Annotated in this window: 17 protein-coding genes; 5 read left to right on the top strand and 12 right to left on the bottom strand. The window is 69.4% G+C overall.

Annotated elements, in window-relative coordinates:
- Positions 1-2: 2 nt before the first annotated feature.
- The 10 genes from ACH4EW_RS02385 to ACH4EW_RS02340 all read right to left on the bottom strand — a co-directional run bounded on the left by ACH4EW_RS02385 (position 3) and on the right by ACH4EW_RS02340 (position 9665).
- Positions 3-1100, bottom strand: coding sequence for a response regulator (locus ACH4EW_RS02385; protein WP_398250248.1), 1098 nt, complete (start codon positions 1098-1100; stop codon positions 3-5).
- Positions 1101-1155: 55 nt separating this feature from the next.
- Positions 1156-2508: a sensor histidine kinase gene (locus tag ACH4EW_RS02380; RefSeq protein ID WP_398250246.1), complete on the bottom strand. Its 1353-nt coding sequence runs from the start codon at positions 2506-2508 to the stop codon at positions 1156-1158.
- Between the two features lie 51 nt (positions 2509-2559).
- Positions 2560-3447, bottom strand: coding sequence for a DUF5936 domain-containing protein (locus tag ACH4EW_RS02375; RefSeq protein WP_398251236.1), 888 nt, complete (start codon positions 3445-3447; stop codon positions 2560-2562).
- Positions 3448-3461: 14 nt separating this feature from the next.
- Positions 3462-4400, bottom strand: a complete 939-nt coding sequence (locus ACH4EW_RS02370) for a type II secretion system F family protein (protein ID WP_398250244.1) — start codon at positions 4398-4400, stop codon at positions 3462-3464.
- A 10-nt stretch (positions 4401-4410) separates the two neighbouring features.
- Positions 4411-5748, bottom strand: coding sequence for a CpaF family protein (locus ACH4EW_RS02365; protein WP_398250242.1), 1338 nt, complete (start codon positions 5746-5748; stop codon positions 4411-4413).
- 68 nt (positions 5749-5816) lie between these two features.
- On the bottom strand, positions 5817-6224 hold the full coding sequence (locus ACH4EW_RS02360; protein WP_398250240.1) for a TadE/TadG family type IV pilus assembly protein: 408 nt from the start codon (positions 6222-6224) through the stop codon (positions 5817-5819).
- Positions 6221-6550, bottom strand: a complete 330-nt coding sequence (locus ACH4EW_RS02355) for a septum formation initiator (RefSeq protein ID WP_398250238.1) — start codon at positions 6548-6550, stop codon at positions 6221-6223. The genes ACH4EW_RS02360 and ACH4EW_RS02355 overlap by 4 nt, the downstream gene beginning before the upstream one ends.
- A gap of 153 nt (positions 6551-6703) precedes the next feature.
- Positions 6704-8008, bottom strand: coding sequence for a CpaE family protein (locus tag ACH4EW_RS02350; protein ID WP_398250236.1), 1305 nt, complete (start codon positions 8006-8008; stop codon positions 6704-6706).
- 7 nt (positions 8009-8015) lie between these two features.
- Positions 8016-8723: a Flp pilus assembly protein CpaB gene (gene cpaB, locus ACH4EW_RS02345; protein WP_398250234.1), complete on the bottom strand. Its 708-nt coding sequence runs from the start codon at positions 8721-8723 to the stop codon at positions 8016-8018.
- Positions 8724-8798: 75 nt separating this feature from the next.
- On the bottom strand, positions 8799-9665 hold the full coding sequence (locus tag ACH4EW_RS02340; protein ID WP_398250232.1) for a hypothetical protein: 867 nt from the start codon (positions 9663-9665) through the stop codon (positions 8799-8801).
- Positions 9666-10311: 646 nt separating this feature from the next.
- On the opposite strand from ACH4EW_RS02340, the gene ACH4EW_RS02335 reads away from it, so the two are divergent.
- On the top strand, positions 10312-10818 hold the full coding sequence (locus ACH4EW_RS02335; protein WP_398250230.1) for a SigE family RNA polymerase sigma factor: 507 nt from the start codon (positions 10312-10314) through the stop codon (positions 10816-10818).
- Between the two features lie 16 nt (positions 10819-10834).
- Here the strand turns inward: ACH4EW_RS02335 and ACH4EW_RS02330 are convergent, their stop codons facing one another.
- On the bottom strand, positions 10835-11413 hold the full coding sequence (locus tag ACH4EW_RS02330) for a hypothetical protein (RefSeq protein ID WP_398250228.1): 579 nt from the start codon (positions 11411-11413) through the stop codon (positions 10835-10837).
- A 57-nt stretch (positions 11414-11470) separates the two neighbouring features.
- Here ACH4EW_RS02330 and ACH4EW_RS02325 point away from each other — a divergent pair, with 57 nt between their 5' ends.
- The 3 genes from ACH4EW_RS02325 (at position 11471) to ACH4EW_RS02315 (ending at position 15373) form a co-directional block, all read left to right on the top strand.
- Positions 11471-12694, top strand: a complete 1224-nt coding sequence (locus tag ACH4EW_RS02325; protein ID WP_398250226.1) for a glycosyltransferase — start codon at positions 11471-11473, stop codon at positions 12692-12694.
- Positions 12691-13971, top strand: a complete 1281-nt coding sequence (locus ACH4EW_RS02320; RefSeq protein ID WP_398250224.1) for a hypothetical protein — start codon at positions 12691-12693, stop codon at positions 13969-13971. The genes ACH4EW_RS02325 and ACH4EW_RS02320 overlap by 4 nt, the downstream gene beginning before the upstream one ends.
- Before the next feature lie 67 nt (positions 13972-14038).
- Entirely contained in the window at positions 14039-15373 is a 1335-nt protein-coding gene (locus tag ACH4EW_RS02315) for an amino acid deaminase (RefSeq protein WP_398250222.1), read from the top strand.
- Positions 15374-15458: 85 nt separating this feature from the next.
- Here the strand turns inward: ACH4EW_RS02315 and ACH4EW_RS02310 are convergent, their stop codons facing one another.
- Positions 15459-16343 carry a siderophore-interacting protein gene (locus ACH4EW_RS02310; RefSeq protein ID WP_398250220.1) on the bottom strand — a complete coding sequence of 295 codons (885 nt, stop codon included), beginning with the start codon at positions 16341-16343 and terminating at the stop codon, positions 15459-15461.
- Between the two features lie 84 nt (positions 16344-16427).
- On the opposite strand from ACH4EW_RS02310, the gene ACH4EW_RS02305 reads away from it, so the two are divergent.
- Positions 16428-17255 carry a TetR/AcrR family transcriptional regulator gene (locus ACH4EW_RS02305; RefSeq protein ID WP_398250218.1) on the top strand — a complete coding sequence of 276 codons (828 nt, stop codon included), beginning with the start codon at positions 16428-16430 and terminating at the stop codon, positions 17253-17255.
- The last annotated feature ends 52 nt before the right edge of the window (positions 17256-17307 follow it).

The following is a 17307-nucleotide window of genomic DNA, read 5'->3' as shown; positions in this document are numbered from 1 at the left end:
GCTCAGCCACGGTGACCACCGGCCCCACGTGCCCCTGGTCCCGCCGTCGGGGCAGTGCCGAGCCAGCGGGCGATGGCTTCGCTGCGGCTTGTGCTGTGCAACTTGGTGAAGATGCGGTTGATGTGGTTCTTGACCGTCTTCTCGCTGATGAAGCAGGTGGCGGCGATCTGCTGATTGCTCATGCCGGACGCGATCAGCTCCATGACCTCCACCTCCCTTGAACTCAGCCCGTACTTCCGCCTGTTGAGGCCCGAACCCGTCCCCTCGGCCACGGAAGACTGTGCCACAACTGGTTGCAGATGCGAAAGACCCTGTGGTGGTCGGACTGCTCGCGTCGCAGGTGGAGACGGTGCGGGCTGGGACACATGTGCGGGCGCACCGTGTTGCTGAGGGAAACTCGGGACCTGGTCGTCGTAGCCGGGCCCCTGGTACGGAACGCCCGTGGTCAGGGCCGTTCCGAGTCCCTCCGGAAGTGGTCGCCCCTGTGGTCCGGGGCCCTGGCGCATGTGGGCCAGGAGCGCGTTGGCGGCGGTGGCGGTGAAATGGGCCCGGCCATCCTTGGTGTCGCGTACGGCTTGTACCAACTGGTCCGCCGTGAACTCGCCGTGGACCAGGTAGCCGCCCGCGCCCAGGCGCAGCGCCTCGTGGACAACCTCGCTCTCGCGGCTGTAGGTCAGCATCATCACGGGTGCGACCTGGACGAGGTGCGGAAGCGCGGAGATGCCGTCCACGCCCGGCATGCGTACGTCGAGCAGGACGACGTCCGGGCGGTGGCGTACGGCCAGGTCGTAGGCCTGGCGGCCGTCGGTGGCCTCGGCCACGACTTCGATGTCCTCGCGGCCGGAGAGCAGTACGCCCAGGCCGGCCCGGACGACGGGGTTGTCGTCGGCGACGACAACCCTCAGGGCACTCGGTGCGGGGAAGGGGGACAGGGGCTCGGATGCCGCGGACTGCGGGGGGACGGGGGCGGGGGCGGGAACTGGGAACGCGTGGGAGCTGGGTTCCGAGTTGAGCGGGGTGACGTGCGAGGACGTGTGCTGGGAGGCGTGGTTCCGTGCTGCCCAGTTCTGGCCCGACGCGTGGGAGACGTCGTCCGGCATCTGCGACCTCCTCTCAGTGATCTACGGGGGGGGTGTGAAAGTGGGGTGGAACTCTTCAGTTCACTTGCTGGTGCATCGGGAGCGGTGGTGCTGTCCGGTGAGGTAATGCGTCCGTAGTGGTCGTGAGGGCGGCCATCGGCAGTTCCAGGCGTACTTCCGTGCCTTTGGTCGCCTGGCCCTTGCCGATACGGATACGGGCTCCGATGGAGGCGGCACGTTCGACCATGCCGACCAGGCCGAAGTGTCCGGCGTGCCGGAGGTCGTCGAGGGTGGTGCCCGCCGGTAGGCCGCAGCCGTCGTCGTACACGCTGACGCGCAGGACGGAGCCCTGCACGCCTGCCAGCACAACGAGATAGGTGGGGTGGGCGTGGCGGTGGGCGTTCTCCATCGCTTCGGAGGCGACGGTGAGCAGTTGGCGTGCGACGGCCTGAGGGACGTGTGGAATCGGCGCTTCATTGAAAAGCCGGAAGGTGGCGGTGAGTCCGTTGCGTCGGGTGAAGTCTTCGGCGCGGGCGCGGAGTTCGCGTACAACGTCGATGCCACCGTCGAGTCCGGACTCGCGGCGCAGGTCGGAGAGGAGTTCCCGGGATTCGGCGGCTGCGCGGCGGGCGGCGCGGGCGACCAGTTCGGCCTGGTGCTTGACGGTGAGCGGGTCCATACGGTCGGAGGAGCCCGCCAGTCCGTCGGCGGCGAGTGCCAGGCCGTGCAGGGTCTTGGCGACGGAGTCGTGCATTTCTCGGGCGAGCCTGGTGCGTTCGGCCTCGACGGCCTCGCTGACGGCCAGGCGGGCCCTGGTCTCGGTGAGCGCCTGGCTGGCGGTTCCGAAGCGGAGCAGCAAGTTGCGCAGGGTGACTCCGACGGCGCCGGCGATGATGCAGAAGCCGGGGAGGAGGAGTGCCGTGGCGTCGGCGGGTCGCAGTTTCGGGTCAGTGCTGTACACACCGAGGACGATGACGATCTGAAGAGCGGCGAACACCGCCGCGCCGCGCCAGCCGGAGACGAGCCCGGCCAGCAACGGGGTGCACACGGTGACGTAGGCGAGGGTGGACTCGGGGCTGGCGGTGATCAGCAGCAGAGCGCCGAAGAAGGCGTCTATGCCGAGCAGCCAGGGGTGGCGCAGGAGGACGGGGCCGAAGCGTTCCCAGTCGCGGAACAGGAGGTATGAGCCCATGAAGGTGACGAGGATGGCCGAGCCGATCAGCCAGGAGGCCAGTCCCTTCGCGGTGTGGTCGATCGCGAACGGTGTGGCTATGGCAATCATCGCGAGCCGGAATCCGAAGACCTGGCGGCACATCGCCTGGAGCGCGTTCAGCTGGATCGCGAACGCCGGGCGTGAACCGGGATCGGCGATCGCCTGACGCACCTCGGCATTCAGTCCGGTCTGGATGCCGCCGAGTTGGAACGACATGAGCCTGTCACCTCCTTTCGCTCGTCCTGCCCGCCGTCCGCCGAGTTCACGTCATCCGCCCGCGAGGAAGCCGAAGTCGATGTTGGCTCCGTAGACGAATCCGACCGTCAGCAGGACCAGCGTTCCGGGAAGCAGGAACGTCGTGACGGCAAAGGTCGCCTTGGGGACGGCCCTGGCGGCCTTCCGGCGTGCGTTCTGGGCGTCGGTGCGCCGCATGTCGTTGGCGATCTGGATCAGTGTCTCGACGATCGGCGCACCGAGCTCCTCGCCCTGCTGGAGCGTGGTCACGAACATCGCGACCTGCTCCGAGTCATTGCGCTTGCGCAGTTGCTCGAATGCCTCGCGGCGGCTGACGCCCATGTCCATCTGGCGCAGGGTGATGCGGAGTTCGTCGGCCCAGGGGCCCTCGTACTTCTCGGCGACGCGACCCAGCGCCTGGCGGAAGCCGAGGCCCGCCGAGACGACGACGGCGAGGACGTCGAGGAAGTCGGGGAGCGTCCGGTCGATGTGCTCGCGGCGGATGCGGACCGCCGACCAGATACCGACCTCGACCCAGAAGAGGCCGAACGCGACCAGCAACAGGGCGAAGAAGATCTGGCCGCGCATGAGCATCGAGAAGGCGCCGAGCGCGCCGAGTCCGCCGTAGACGGCGCGGCGGGCGGCGTAGCGGTCGATGGTCAGACCGCCCGGGTTGCCCGCCAGGTCGATCTGACGCCGCTTCTTGTTGACGGCCTTGGGGCCCATCATCCGCAGGACCGCGGGAGCCCAGCGCATGCCGAGGCGGTCGATGCCGGAGCCGACCGCGCTGGTGCGGGTGGAGCCGACCTCCAGGGCGATCGCGAGGTCGCCGGGGAGCTTCGCGTCGCGCCGGTACATGCGGATACCGGCGATCGCTCCGTACACCGCCAGACCCATGACGCCGGCGAGCAGCAGGCCCATGTTCGCCCCGCCCATCAGACGTCGATCCGGGACATGCGGCGGATCACGATGAATCCGATCGCGTACAGGGCGATGGAGATGACCACCGCGACCTGCCCGATGAAGGCGCCGGTCATGCGGTCGAGTGCGCCGGGCATGACCGCGTTCATCAGGAGCATGGCACCCAGGCCGAAGATCGGGACGGCGTAGGCGGTGACGGTGACCTGGGAGAGCTGGGTCTTGACCTCGCGCCGGGTCTCCTTGCGCTCCTCCAGCGTCTCGGTGAGGTTGCGCAGGGAGCTGACGACCGTACCGCCGGCCCGGTTGGACAGGACGAGGGTGGTCACCAGGACGACAAGTTCGCGGGAGGGCAGCCGGTCGGTCAGCTCACTCATCGCGTCTTCGAGGGATTCGCCGACGGCGAGGCGGCGGGAGACCCGGGCCAGTTCCTCGCCGGCCGGGTTCTCCATCTCGTCGGCCGCCATGCCGATGGACGTACGCAGCGCGAGTCCGGCCTGGGTGGCGTTGGCGAGAATGCGGGCGAGTTCGGGGAGCTGGTTGATGAAGTGTTCGGTGCGTTTGGTCCGCTGCCAGTTCAGGAAGGCGTTGGTGCCCCAGAGGCCGATGAGGGCGGCAACGGGCCCGAAGAAGCTGGCCAGCATCGACGAGGCGATCATCCAGAGGCCGGCCATGGCGGCGAGCGCGTAGACGAAGAACTCGCCCGGGGTGAGTTCCAGACCGGTGGCGGCCAGCTTCAGTTCGAGCTTCCGGCCCAGGCCGGTCCTGCGCAGCCTGGTGTCGAGTCTGCGGAAGCGGCGGTGGCGACCGGTCTCCGGGATGTGGCCGGTGTGCGAAAGGCGGTTCACCAGGGCGTCCTGGTCGGCCTTCCCGCCGGAGTAGGCGTGCAGGCCCACGACGCCCGTTACGCCGGCGAGCAGCGTCACGCCGATCGTGAGCAGAGGGAGATTTGTCATGGCACGGTACCTAGTTGGCCTCTCGAGTGGCGAGCTGTTCGGCGGATGCGGCGACCCCGAAGGCCTGCGGGATGGGCTGGCTGGCCATGTAGAGGCGATCGGCGATCTTGCGCGGGATCGGGAGGTACGTGAACTCGCCGTTGATCCGCCCCTCGGCGTCCATCGGCTGGGCATCGAACCGGGCGACGGTCACGATGCGGTACGGGTCGCGGCCGTGCGAGTCGAGTACGGCGATCTCGGTGACCTTGCGGGAACCGTCGGCGTGCCGGGTGAGCTGGACGATGACGTCGACGGCGCTGTTGATCTGGTCGTGCAGTGCCTCGAACGGGATCTTGATCTCGGACATCGAGGCCAGGGTCTGCAGACGCATGAGCGCGTCCTCGGCGTTGTTGGCGTGGACGGTGGCGAGCGAGCCGTCGTGACCGGTCGACATCGCCTGGAGCATGTCAAGCGACTCGCCGCCACGGACCTCACCGACGACGATGCGGTCGGGGCGCATACGCAGGGAGTTGCGGACCAGGTCACGGATGGTGATCTGGCCCTTCCCCTCAACGTTCGCCGGACGGGACTCCAGCCGGATGACATGGCTCTGCTGGAGCTGGAGCTCGGCGGAGTCCTCGATGGTGACGATGCGCTCGCTGTCGGGGATGAGGCCGGAGAGCGCGTTGAGGAGCGTTGTCTTCCCGGTACCGGTGGCTCCGGAGACGATCACATTGAGCTTGGCCTGGACGAGCCCGGAGAGCAGGATCAGCATCTGCTCGTCGAGCGAGCCTACGTTGATCATCTCCTGGAGCGTGAAGGCCCTGGGGAACCGTCGGATGGTGAGCGTGGCACCGGTCAGCGACAGCGGCGGGATGATCACGTTGACACGCTCACCACTGGGTAGACGCGCGTCAACCATGGGGTTTGACTCGTCGACGCGGCGGTTGACGGTCGACACGATGCGCTCGATGGTCTGCATCAGCTGTTCGTGCGAACTGAAGCGCATCGGGAGCTGTTCGACCCTGCCGCTGCGCTCGACGAAGATCTGGTCCGGTCCGTTCACCATGATTTCGGTGATGGACGCGTCTTCGAGGAGCGGTTCCAGGATGCCGAGACCGAGGGCCTCGTCGACGACCCGGCGGATCAACTGAGTGCGTTCGACGGTTGAGAGGACCGGACCTTCGCGGCTGATGATGTGGCTGAGCACGCGCTCCAGCCGGGCCCGCCGGTCTGCGGCGGCGAGCGAGGACATCTCCGCCAGGTCGATCTCTTCGAGCAGCTTGGCGCGATAGGTGGCCACCATGTGGCTGTCCTCCCGCGCCCCGCCGTTCTTCTCGGGGGCGGTCATGCGTGCCCGCAGACTCATTGCGTAACTCCTCGTTCCGGCTTGCTTGTTGAGCCGCTGGTGTGGCAGCGGCGCGTGCGCCGCAGGGGTCAGGTGCGGGGCATCGTGGAACTGCGTTCGGCCGTGCCCCAGATATGAACGCCCGGGATGATGTCGGGCACGTCGACGCGGGCGGTGCAGGTGACCTCGTCGAAGGAGGAGGAGGACTCGCGGATCTTGGCCAGGCCGGCGGTCCAGTCGCTCATCGCGGCCTTGCCCGCCCGCTCGTCGCAGCCGCCCGACGACATGCTGGCCATACGGGCTGCCGCGCGGGCGCCGGTGCCCGCCTGATTGGCGGCGTATGCGGCGAGGCCGGCCTGGATCGCGAGGAGGCCGACCAGGAGCAGCAGGGGGAGGAAGCCCAGATACTCGATGGCGACCTGGCCGCGGTCGCGGCGGGGGGCGGCGGTGGTGGTGGCAGCGGCTGTCCGGCCGGGTGTGGGCGTGTGCTTGCTCATCGGTCAGCCTCCAGCGGGTACGCGCCGTTGCCTTTGACAGGAAACGGCCAGTCGAGCACACCGGGCACCAGGACCGGCACCTGCAGCCTGACTTCAGCCTTGTACATGCCTGATGAGTGGCGACACTTGGACGGCTTCATCGATTTGCGCCAGGCCTTCGGCAGATCCTTCTTGGCCGCTTCCTGGCATTCCCTCAGCCGAAAGCCCTGCGTGACGGCCCCCTGGTGCGCCGCCTGGTCCGCCGCGTTCCCCGCCAGGGAGAACGTGTAGCCGATCAGCGCGCACTGCCAGAGCACGACCGCCAGCAGGATGATCAGCGGTGTCATGCCCAGGGCCTCGATCGCGGTCTGGCCGCTGTCACGCCTGCGGCCGAACAGCCTGCCGTACAGCCGGCCCCGCGTCAGTCCCCGTGCCGGGGATGGCTCACCGCAACGCCTTCCCCGTATCTCCATGTCTGCCGTCTCGGTAAGTGCCATTGGTCAACTTGCCCCCTTGGTCGTCGCCCGGTTCCGGACATCGCCGTCGCGTCGGCCGATGCGTGGGCGCCCGATCGAGCCCCGGTCGTTCTTGAACATTCCGCCGCTCTTGGCGCCGTTCTTCTCGGCCTTCTCAGGAACCTTGACGATGCCGAGCTCGCCCGCAAGGGCCCAGAGGGCCTGTTTGACCGTGCTCTTGGAATCGAGTTCGTGCAGCCGGCCCGCGTCGACGACGCTCTGGAGTTCTTTGAAGTTCGCGGGAACGGCCGTGTTGGCCGTCCTGGTCCCGGTGATCTTCTCGATCAGCTGCGGCTGGATCTCGGTGTTGCGGATGAACCGGTTGACCACGGTGACCGTCTCCTCCGCCTTGCGGATCTGGAGCCGTTCCCACATCCGTACGAGGCGCTTGGCCCCGCGTACCGCGATCACATCGGGCGTGGTGACCAGCAGCGCCGCGTCGGCCATCTCGATGGCCGCCGCGTTGGCGCCCTGCAGCTGGCTGCCGCAGTCGATCACCACGACCTCGTAGCGCGAACGCAGGGCGCTGACGATCTGCCGGGCCGAGCGGTCGCTGACCTCCTCGGCGCTCTCGCCCTCGCCGGGTGCCAGGAGCAGCGCGAGGCCGGTGCCATGGCTGAACACGGCGTCGGACAGGACGCGTGGCGAGATGTCGCTGATCGCCGACAGGTCGACGACGGAACGCCGGAACTGCACATCGAGGTAGGAGCCGATGTCGCCGGCCTGGAGGTCCATGTCGACCAGGGCTACGGAGCGCCCGGACGCCTGGGCCGCCAGGGCGAGTTGAACGGCGGTGACGGTGGCGCCGACGCCGCCCTTGGCGCCGCTGACCGTGATGACCGTACCGCCGGGGCCGGTGAAGACATCGGTGCCCGTGCTCAGGTGGCGGCGGACACCGACGGACCACTGGGCGGCGGACTGGACCCGGTTGGCCAGTTCCTCGTAACTCAGGGGCAGGGTGACGACGCCTCGCGCACCCGACTCCATGGCGGACGCGAACAGACCGGGGGTGACGTCGGCGGTGATCAGCACGACCCCGATGGCGGGGAAGCGCAGGGAGACCTCCCGGATCAGTTCCAGCGCCGGCACCGGACCGATCCGCTCGTGGACCAGCACGACCTCGGGCAGCTCCTCGAGCGATTCGCCCGCGAGGCGGGCGAGGGTGTCGATGAGCTCGGTCGAGTCACCCGCCGGAGTGGCCGGTTCCGCATCGGGGAGCTGGCTGAGCAGGGTGGTGACGGATCTGGCCGCGTCGACGTCACCGACGGCCGGGAGGATCCTGGTGGTCATTCGATCCTCACTTGTCCTTGTCGATCGTGTAGGTGCGGTCGCCCGGGCGGATGGTGCTGTCACTGCCGGGGGCGAGGAGCGCAAGGCGTACGTGCGCCGCGAAGGACTCGGCGTAGGCGATGCGCTGGGTGTCGAGCGTGTTGAGTGCGAAGGTGATCGGGACGGCCTCGGTGCCCATGCTGGACTTGCCGTCGCGGCTCGGCTCCAGGGCGGTGAGCTTGCCGACGTCCAGCACCTTGGCGTTGGAGACGATGACCTTCGACTGGGAGGGGTTGCCTTCCTTCTCGCCTTCGAAGGTGGCGTAGATGTTGACCGTGGCGCCGGGGGTGATCTTGCCCGCGACGCCGGTCGCGGCATCGATCATGATGGCGATCTCCTGCTCCCCGGGCTGCAGTTCGGGGCGCTTCTGCATCATGTCGGACTGGAGCAGCGAGCCCTTGCGCAGCTGGGTGACGGCTATCTTGCCGTTCACCTCGGAGATGTCGGTGACCGCGTTGGTGGAGAGCCAGCGCTTCGGCATCGAGATCTTCTCGAACTGCCCGGCCGACAGGGCGGTATAGGGGGCGACGTCGGACTTCAGCTGGTAGGCCGAGACCTCGGGGCCGACCTTGGTGTTGACGTCACTGATCACCGAGAGCACGCCGGCGAAGGCGCCGAAGGCGCACAGGACCGACAAAAGCAGGAGTATCACGCCGCGGCGCTGGCGGGAGTTCATGGGCCGGACAACCTCGTTCGAATCGTATGCGTGGGGCAGCGGACAGGAGGGCGTCTACGGAGGAAAGCGGAAGCGCTAGGACTGCGGTGGTGCGGGCGCTTGCCGGCTGAGGACACCGGCGGAGTGCATGCGGTTCTCGGCTGCGGGTAGCGGGGAGGAGCAGAACCCGCAGCGGTCACCGATGAGATCCATTCCGCACCAGTGGCAGTTCTCCCGACGTACGGAGGACACCAGTTGGTACAGGACGGAGATGTCTGGCAGATAGGCAGCGAATTCCACCAGTTTTCCGGTTCCCCACCATGCCGGGGAAGCGGAAGGAAGCGCGGCCTCGTGAATGGACTGGACCTGCCACGCGGGCGCGAGGGTCTGCTTCACCCACTCGGACTGCGACTGCCCTTTGGCGGTCATCAGGTGCGTGGCGAATTCCGGGCCGGCCGGAGGCGCGGCCTTCGGGCCGACCTTGACGAGCTGCGGGTTGGGGCCCGCGACCACGGCGAACTGGGAGCCGGGCACCCACGACTTGGCGTGCGTCCTGAGGTCGACCGGGACCCGGTCGAACTTGGTGACGGAGTTCAGCAGGGCGCCCGCATGGATGTAGTGGGACAGCAGCCGGGCGGCGGAGGCGACCACTCCAGGGCTGAAGTCGCAGATGGACAGCTGGCGGAGCTGCCTCACGAGCACGGCGACGCCCAAGGGGGGGAGGTCCACCTTGAGCAGGGCGATGCGGTCACTCTCCAGAACGGACCGTACGGAGTAGAGCCGGCGTTCATGGGCGGGTGCGATGCCGGTCGGGTAGACGGCGACGACGTAGCCGTGCTGTTCGAGCAGCACATGCATGTCACCGATGGCCATCTCCAGCGCCTGGGTGTCGGGCGCCTGCAGCAGGGCAGCTGTCGGTGTCTGCTGGTCGGTGGGAGGTAGCACCAAGTCAGCACTGGTCACTGCTATTGCGGTCGGCACGCTGTTCCCCGTTTCGGCTCCGGCCGGACGACGGTCATACGTCGGCCGCAATCGCTCCTGCTCCGCGGTTCTGCCTCAGCACTTTATCCACGTCTTACCTGGCAGAGAACACTTTTCGGAGGCCAGTACGACGAACTGTGTGAGCCACCTGCACAACACCTCCATATCAAATCGGATCAAATCGAAAGTCGTTAACTCCTGTACCACTGCGGAGCGTTACGCATCCACCTTCCGGTCACCTGCGGCCGGAACTCCTTCTCCCCATGTCAGACCAGATGCGGAACCTGCCGCACCGGGCCACGGCGGGGGCCGGTTCGTCACTGTCCGGGCATCTTGGCCGCGTCACCCGCACGGGGACACCCGGGATCAACAAAACGTCAATTTCTTGGGGGCCGGGGCCATTGCGGAACCTCCGCTGGGGCGTTCGCGGGTGGGCGCCGGGGCGGCCATGGAGCGACCGCGCCCTCGTCGTCGGCTTCACGGACGGAACGGGACGGGGCAGAGGGGCGACTCGCGCTTGTCGCCGACATGCCATGTGATCCAGATCACGGGCCGTAGGTGCATCGTGGGTCGCACGCCAGTGCCTTTTACAGGGTGTAGGCGACCGGCGAGAACAGGGACAGTGCGGATGGAGCAGAGTCGAGCCCGTGCGTTCGACGAGTTCGTGGCTGCCCGCTGGTCGGCGCTGATCCACCTGGCCCGTCTGCTCGTCGGAGGCGATCGGCATCGGGCCGAGGACTTGTTGCAGGAGTCCTTGGTCAAGCTCTGGTTCGTCTGGCCCAAGGTCGCGGATGACGCACCGGAGCCGTACGTCCGCAAGGTGATGATGCGTGCGGCGGCACGCTCGGGGCAGCGGCGCTGGTGGGGCGAACGCCCCGTCGAGCAGTTGCCCGAGGCGGCGGTGGCCGGCGATGTGTCCGCGGACGTGGCGGAGCGTTCTCGGCTGGAGGCCGCGCTGGCCCAGTTGACGCCGAAGCAGAGGGTGGCGGTGGTGCTGCGCTACTACCAGGACCTGCCCGAGAGGCAGGTGGCGGAGGCGCTCGGGTGCCCGGTGGGCACGGCTCGGTCCCACGCCGCACGCGGAGTGGCGCGACTGAGGCAGCTCCTGGGCAATGTGAACGAGCCGGTGCGGTGAAGGAGAACCCCATGGATCACTTCGAGCGGCAGCTGGCACAGATGATGCGCGACAGCGAGGCGCCCGCACCGTTCGAGCCGAAGCAACGGGAACGTCTCTGGGCAGGGGTGCGTGCCCGACGTCGGAGACGGGCCGCGCGGAGGGCAGCCGGCTCCGTCCTGGCCGTCGTCGGCCTCAGCGTCGGACTGTTCCTGCTGCCCGGCCGTGCGACCCGGGTCGAGCCCAGCCACCCCGGCCCACAGCCGACGACGAGCCCGTCGCCCTCCGCCTCGACCGCGACACCCGACGCGTCCTCGAGCGCGCCCTCCTCCTCGGGCACCTCCACCGCCCCCGCGTCCCCGGACGGGGCCACCGCAATCATGCCGCCGGGCGCGACCGGGAGTACGGCCACGGCCACCGAGGCCCCGCCGGGGAGTACGGCCACGGCCACCGAGGCCCCGCCGGGGAGCACGGAAAGCGCGTCGCCGCCGCCCTCGACCTCGGCCTCATCTCCGGGTACGGGTAGGGCGGCCGCGCGGAACCAGCCGTCGACCACCCCGTCCTCGCTCGCCACCCCATAACGCCGCAACGCCGCAACGCCGTAACGCCGCAGCACACCGTCGCCCCGAGCGTCTTCAGCACACCCCGCACCAGGTAACAAAAAGGACAAAGCATGAGAAAACAAGGGTCACTTGCCCTGAAGGAACCGAGCCCACTGCCGCACCGCGCACCGGTGGTGACGCACCACCGGGAGCCCGTCCTGGACGTGGTCGTCCCCGTGTTCAACGAGGAAAAAGATCTGGAGCCGAGCGTGCGGCGGCTCCACAAACACCTGCGCGAGACCTTCCCCTATCCGTTCCGTATCACCATCGCCGACAACGCCAGCACGGACAGCACCCCTCGGATAGCCGCTCGGCTGGCAGACGAACTGCCCGAAGCACAGTGGCTTCGGCTGACCGAGAAGGGGCGCGGCCGGGCGCTGCGTACCGCCTGGTCGCTCTCGTCGGCCCCCGTACTCGCGTACATGGACGTGGACCTGTCCACGGAACTGACGGCGTTGCTGCCGCTCGTGGCCCCGCTGCTCTCCGGCCACTCCGATATCGCCATAGGCACCCGCCTGGCCCCCGGTTCCCGGGTGGTGCGCGGCCCCAAGCGAGAGATCACCTCTCGTTGCTACAACGCCCTCCTGCGCTCCGTCCTCGCCGTGGGCTTCTCCGACGCGCAGTGCGGGTTCAAGGCGGTGCGGCGTGATGTGGCCGAGCGACTGCTGCCCCTCATACAGGACTCGGAGTGGTTCTTCGACACCGAACTGCTGGTGATCGCCGAGCGTGCCGGGCTGCGCATCCATGAGGTGCCGGTCGACTGGGTGGACGATCCCGACACCCGGGTCGACATCCTCGCCACGGCACTGGCCGACCTGCGCGGCATCGCCAGGATCGGCGGGGCACTGGCGCGGCGCACGCTGCCGCCGGGCGGGTCGCTCCGCGACGACGGCGCCGACGCACCGGGCAGGCTCGCCACCCAACTCGTGTGCTTCGCCGCCGTAGGAGCCGTCAGCACCCTCGCATACCTGCTCCTCTACGCGGTGCTGCGCCCGGTGGCCGGACCCCAGGCCGCCAACGCACTCGCGCTGCTGGTCTGCGCCGTTGCCAACACTGCCGTGAACAGGCGGCTCACCTTCGGCCTCCGTGGCCGCGGCGGTGTGCTGCGCCACCAGAGCAGGGGCCTGGTCGTCCTCCTGATCGGCCTGGCGCTCACCGGCGGATCGCTCGCCGCCCTGCACCACGCGGCGCCCTCGGCCGGGCAGGCCGTCGAACTCGCCGTACTCCTCGCCGCCAACCTGGCCGCGACACTGCTGCGGTTCCTGTTCTTCCGGGCGTGGGTGTTCCGCGCATGATCAGGACTACCGCCCGTACGAACGCGACCGGCACCCCGAGCTGGAACGCGAAGCTGCCGCAGCGACCCGCCACCACGGGCCCCGGCCGCCGGCACCGGCTGCGCCGCACAGCCGAGCACTACGGCCCCGTACTGGCCGTCTACGGCACGCTCAAGTTCATCGGCTTCGCCACCTTCATGTGGCTGCTGCACTCCGCCGGGGACTACCGCACGAAGCACCCGCGCTTCGGCGGCGGTGCCCACCCGTGGGACGTCCTGGCCAGCTGGGACGGCTGGTGGTACGAGCAGATCGCCACGTACGGGTACGACCCTCAACTGGTCCCGATCCCCGGCGCCACCGGCCCGATCACCCTCGAAGGGAACTCGGCGGCCTTCTTCCCGCTCTACCCGGCGCTGATGCGGCTGGTCTCCGAGCTCACCGGCCTCGGCGTGTACGGCGCCGGCATGCTGGTCTCCGTCGTCGCCTCCTTCGCCGCCGCCCTGGGCATCTACGCCGTCACCGAACGCCTCGGCGGCAGACGGGCCGGGCTGGCCGCGGCCGGACTCTGGGCCGTCTGGCCCGGTTCCGGCGCGGAGTGGGCGGTCTACTCCGACTCCCTCTACGTGGCCCTGGCCGTCTGGGCCTGCCATGCCGTCCTGAGCCGCCGCTGGCTCACCGCCGGTCTCCTCACCTGCGCGGCAGGGCTCAACCGGCCCACCGCCGGGGCGCTGATCGCCGCCGTCGCCGTCGCGGCTCTGCTCGCGCTCTGCCGTCGCCAGGACGGCATCCTGCGTCCGGTGGCCGCGATGGCCGTCGCCCCGCTCGGCCTCCTCGCCTATATCGGCTGGGTGGGTCACCAAATGGGCGACTACGGCGGCTACTTCAAGCTTCAGTCCGATGCCTGGGCCCATGAGTGGGACTACGGCCGGCACACCCTCGACGTCCTCACATCCGTCCCGGTGGGCCACTTCGACTATCTCTCCGCCTGGCCCTTCGCGGACCTGATCGGCGTCGGTGTCGTCCTGCTCGCGCTCGCACTGCTCTCGCTGCTGATCCGGCTGCGTCCCCCGGCCGTCCTGGTGGTCTACACCGTCCTGACCCTCGTCCTCATCCTGGGCAGCCAGCAGATATTCGCCAACGTCTCCCGCTATCTGCTCCCCCTCTTCCCGCTCTTCCTCCCGCTCGCCCTCGCCCTGCGCCGCCTCAGCCCGGCCCACCAGCTCATGCTCCTCGGCGTCGCGGCCCTGGCTTCCGGCTCGTACGCGGGCTACGCCCTTTTCGAACTCGGCGTCCCGTGACGACCTCACCCACGGACCCGGGAATGTTGCATATGTTGCAACGACTACTCAGATCGAGGAGGCCCCCTTGGCCGCCGACCGTCCCGACCGTCCCGACCGCCCCGACCGCCCCGACCATTCCGACAACCCCGTGGCCAAACTCGCCGACGAGCTGGTCGACCACCGCTTCAAGGCACTACCGCCCGACGCGGAAGGGCTGACCGTCGGCGCCCTCGCCGCCGAGCGACGCAATCTCTTCACGGGCGGCTTCACCACCCCGGTGCTCGCCCTGTCCGCCGAGTCGGTCGAGCACAATCTCGCCCTTCTGGAGACATACGCGGAGCGCCACGGGCTGGCCTTCGCCCCGCACGGCAAGACCTCCATGTCCCCGCAGCTCTTCGCCCGTCAGCTGGAGCACGGCGCCTGGGGCATCACCGCGGCCGTGCCCCACCAGGCGCGGGTCTACCGGGCGTACGGAATCCGGCGGATCTTCCTCGCCAACGAGCTCGTCGACGCGGCGGCCCTGCGCTGGATCGCCGGCGAGCTGGACGCCGACCCGGACTTCCACTTCATCTGCTACGTCGACTCGGAGCGCGGCGTGGAGCTGATGGACGAGGCGCTGCGGAGCGCGGGCGCCACCCGCCCCGTCGATGTCGTCGTCGAGCTGGGCGCGGGCGAGGGTGCGCGTACCGGTGTCAGGACCGAGACCGAGTGCGCGGCGGTCGCCGACGCCGTGGCCGCGACGGGGACGCTGCGCCTGGTGGGCGTGGCGGGTTACGAGGCCGAGGTGCCGGACGCGTCCGGCGAGCGGGTGCGGGAGTGGGTGCGCCGGCTCGTCGCGCTGGCCGTCGCCTTCGACCGCGCCGGCCGATTCGCGGCGCTGGCGGACGGCGAGCCGATCGTGATCAGTGCGGGCGGCAGTGCGTGGTTCGACGTGGTGGCGGACGTACTGGCGGAGATTCCGGAACTCTCCGCCCCGGTGCTGAAGCTGCTGCGCTCGGGGGCGTACGTCTCGCACGACGACGGCCACTACCGCCGCCTCACCCCGTTCAACCGCGTCCCGGACGAGGGGGCACTGCAGCCCGCCTTCCGGCTGTGGGCGCAGGTCGTGTCGCGCCCGTCCGCCGAGCAGGCGTTCCTCAACGCGGGCAAGCGGGATGCGGCGTACGACCTCGACCTCCCCGAGGCGCAGGTCGTACGGTCCGGCCGCGACGGCACGATCCGGCCCGCGACGGGCCTCTCGGTGAGCCGCCTGTCGGACCAGCACGCGTGGGTGCGTACGGAGCCGGGCGCGGAGCTGGAAGTGGGTGACTGGGTGGGGATGGGCCTGTCGCACCCGTGCACCAGCTTTGAAAAGTGGCCGCTGATTCCACTGGTGGAGGCGGACGGCACGGTCACGGACTACATCCGCACCTTCTTCTGATCCTTCTGATCCCGACGGGGTTGTTCTCCGCTCCCTCGGACGGAGGACGGAGAACAACCCCGCAAGGGCGGGACACACCCAGGGCCTACGAGGCCTCCGAGCCCTGGGCCGCACGCTCCTTCGCCCAGGCCAGGTCCTCCTCGGTCGGGGCGTCGTCCTGGGTCAGGTTCACCCGCCAGTAGCCGCTGAACTCCACGGCATTCCTGGGCAGTTGACGCTCATCGACCAGATGGCGGCGCAGGGCCCGCACCGCCCCGGCCTCACCGGCCAGCCACGCGGCACCGGACCCGGCGGGCAATTCGGCGCCCCTCACCGCATCCGTCAACGCCCCGCCCCGGTCCCGGTGCACCCAGTGGACGGTCACCTCACCGGGTGAGTCGAGCACCTGCTCCTCCGTCTCGTCGGCGACCTCTGCGTACACCACCGCCCGCGCCCCGGCCGGGAGGTATTCCAGGAGCGTCCCGATCGCCGGGAGCGCCGTCTCGTCCCCGGCCAGCAGCAGCCAGTCGGCGACGGGCAGCGGCCGGGCATACGCCGGCGACGGGCCGACCATGCCGAGGACGTCCCCGGAGCGCGCGTCCCGGCCCCAGCGGGCGGCGGGGCCGCCACCGTCGCCGCCGTCGTCGCCATCGCCGCCGTCGTCGCCGTGGAGCACGAAGTCGACGGCCATCAGGCCGAGTCGGCGGTCGTACGCGCGAACCGTGAAGCTCCGCATCAGCGGACGTTCGGGCTCGGGGATCGCGAGGTACGCCTCGTACCACCGCATGCCGTACGTGTCGTCGGCGTCCGGCTCCGGCAGCCGGGGCACCTCCCGTCCCTCCCTCGGGAAGCAGAGCTTCATCTGCTGGTCGGGCCGGTCCTCCATGAGCTCCGCCAGGGCGTCCCCGGCGAAGGTGACGCGCGCCGTCCGCGGAGTGATCCGCTCCACGCCGACGACCCGTACGTACGACACGGGCAACGCCTGCCCCATCGCGGCACCCACTCTCTGCGACTGATACTTTATGCCATAAGGAATTACCTCGGCGAAGGTACTTTACGGCGTAAGGAGTCGCAAGTGGTGGTCTTTGCCGGACAGGGCGACACCCGCCGCTCGATGTCCCTGCTGTGGCGGGCCGAGCAGCCGGAGCAGCCGCGCCGCAGCCCCGGCCCGGGCCCCAGGCCGGGGCTGAGCGTGGACGCGATCGTGACCGTCGCGATCGCCGTCGCCGACGAGGACGGCATGGCCGCGCTCTCGATGCGCGCGGTGGGCGAGCGGCTCGGGCGTACCGCGATGGCGCTCTACACGTACGTCCCCGGCAAGAGCGAACTGCTGGACCTGATGTACGACGCGGTCCACGCCGAACTGCCCACCCAGTACGCCGACATCGACAACTGGCGTGCGGGACTGACCGATTGGGCGCACGATACCCTCGCGTTCCACCTCCGCCACCCCTGGGTGCTCCAGGTCTCCCAGGCCCGCCCGGTCCTCGGTCCGCACGAGTACGCCGGCCTGGACACGCTCGTACGCCTGCTGAACGCAACCGGCCTCGACGCCCCGCTCCTGCGGCGGCTGGTCGGCACGCTGTCCCACTTCGTGCGCGGCTGCGCCGGGACGGTCGCCGAGGCGCGGCAGGCCGCGGCGGTGACGGGCGAGTCGGACGAGGAGTGGTGGTTCGCCCGCTCGGCGCTGCTGGGCGAGGTGGCACCCGACTTCGCGGCCCGTTATCCGAGCCTGACCGCGATGGAAAGCGAGAGCACCCCGCAACAGCCGCCCTCCGCACCCGGCGAGGAGGCGATGCCGTACCTGGAGCGCGAGGCGCGGGAGACGTTCACCGTGGGACTCGACGTGCTGCTCGACGGGATCGAGGCGGCGATCCGGCGCACGCGCACGCGCACGCTGTGAGCCCACCAGTGCGTCGCCGCCACGACACCCGACCGGGCAATCGCGACGGCGA

The sequence above is a fragment of the Streptomyces sp. NPDC018000 genome (assembly GCF_044328025.1).
In the GTDB taxonomy this organism is placed as follows: Bacteria; Actinomycetota; Actinomycetes; order Streptomycetales; family Streptomycetaceae; genus Streptomyces.
This window is presented reverse-complemented; position numbering and strand designations above follow the sequence as displayed.